At 58.6% G+C, this 1,669-nt stretch carries 2 protein-coding genes; one reads left to right on the forward strand and one right to left on the reverse strand.

Annotated features, from left to right (window positions below; all coding sequences use genetic code 11):
* Window positions 1-602, reverse strand: a 602-nt coding sequence (locus tag AC1DPR_RS31835; protein WP_477818004.1) for a hypothetical protein, incomplete at its 3' end; no start/stop codon positions are given.
* Window positions 603-921: 319 nt separating this feature from the next.
* Between AC1DPR_RS31835 and AC1DPR_RS31840 the strand changes: the two genes are divergently transcribed.
* Window positions 922-1,669, forward strand: a 748-nt coding sequence (locus AC1DPR_RS31840; RefSeq protein ID WP_477818005.1) for a CoA-binding protein, incomplete at its 3' end; no start/stop codon positions are given.

A 1,669-nucleotide genomic window follows, 5' to 3' on the forward strand; every position in this document is an offset into this window, starting at 1 on the left:
AGAATGTAGTAGCCAGCCGCTCGCTTCGGATCGGGACCCTCGACCTGCATGTCTGCACCAAGACGCAGGACACGCGCGCGCATACCGTCATCCTCGTCGTCAAACAGGGTCTCCCATGCTGCCTCCGTACGGGCTTTCATAACGGGCGCAGTGGAAAAACGTACCGGATCCGAGTGCAGATGACGGCGCTTGCTCGGTTGCAGCTTGTCGCGATAACCGGGCTTGTCGAGATACACCGGCTCAGAGTTGCCCGTGTACATGCGCATCGCGACGAACGACAAGCCTTGCGGGCCGGCAGTAATAGGACCGTAGGCGGTGTGGTGGTCTTTGAACTGTACGGTCAGCGGCTCGATAGTTTGCCCGCGCGTCCCAATGGTTCCGGAGCCAGCGACAAAGCACTGGAACATCGTTACGCCGTGAAAATGGGGAACGATTGCTTCGTTCGCGTCCAACTCCGACATCGTCGCTTGGGGGCCAACACCAGCCGCGTTCGACGAGCGGGGCCCAAAGAATACAGTGCCCCAATGCGTATTGCCGGTACCAGGGGACACGATAACGCTGCGCTGTGCCAGCGCGTCGCTGCCGCTACGGGTGTAGATCATCTGCAACTCTCCATGGGTAAAAGACAGATCGCGCTTCTGCGCTGGCCAGCAAATCGCGGACCGTGCAATTATGCTAGCACGAGTTTTAGCGAATAGCACGGGTTCCGGTGATTGAAACTTATGTCAGCCGTCCCTGAGCCGCGTCGAGTTTCATACAATGGAACTAATTCCGGAAATGTTGACGTGGACCAAGGCCGGGTCTACAGTTCGCTTCATGGCGCCGCCGCTTCGGAAGTCCCCGTTCGACAACCTGCATGGATGACCCAAGGCGTCTCGGGTTACATCATCATCACTTTGGGAAGTCCCTTCCTCTATCCGTATGAGCAAATTCAAGTTTCTGTTTGAGCCGCGGTCGATCGCTGTCGTAGGCGTGTCGGACGACGCTAACCGCCCCGGGTCGCAAGTTGTTCGCGCCTTGGTAAAGAATGGCTATGCGGGGAAGATCTATCCGGTCAACCCGAAGTACGACGAGTTCGACGGACACAAATGCTTTCCGTCTGTCCTCGACATCGAGGAGCCCGTTGACCTGGTGGTTATTGGCGTTCCTGCCCAAGGGGCAGTGGCCGTGCTCGAAACGTGCGCGAAGAAGCAGGTCAAATTCGTGGTGATTCTGAGTGGGGGATTCCGCGAGAGCGGCCCTGAAGGGATCGCGCTGGAGCAGCGCATGCTTGAGATTGCGCAAGCCGCCGGCATTCGGGTCCTCGGCCCAAACTGCCTAGGTTTTGCAAATATCCACGATGGGGTCTATGCCGCCTTCGGCAGCATCACTCGCGAACCGAAGTTGAAGAAGGGCGGTGTGTCGCTTGTTACACAAAGCGGCGGTTTCGGTTACAGCATCGCTCTCGGATGTGCCGCGGCCGGAATCGGCTTCAGGCACGTCCTTGCAACCGGCAATGAGAGCGACATCGACACGGTGCAGTTGATCGATGCGCTGCTTGATGATGACGAAACCCGGGTCATCGTGGCGTACCTTGAGGGCACGCCGGATGGCCGTGCCCTGCTTGAGGTCGGTCGACGCGCGCTGGCGCTTGGAAAGCCCATTCTCTTGTGGAAGGCAGGCATTACCG

This window comes from Rhizobium sp. 01T417, from assembly GCF_056398905.1.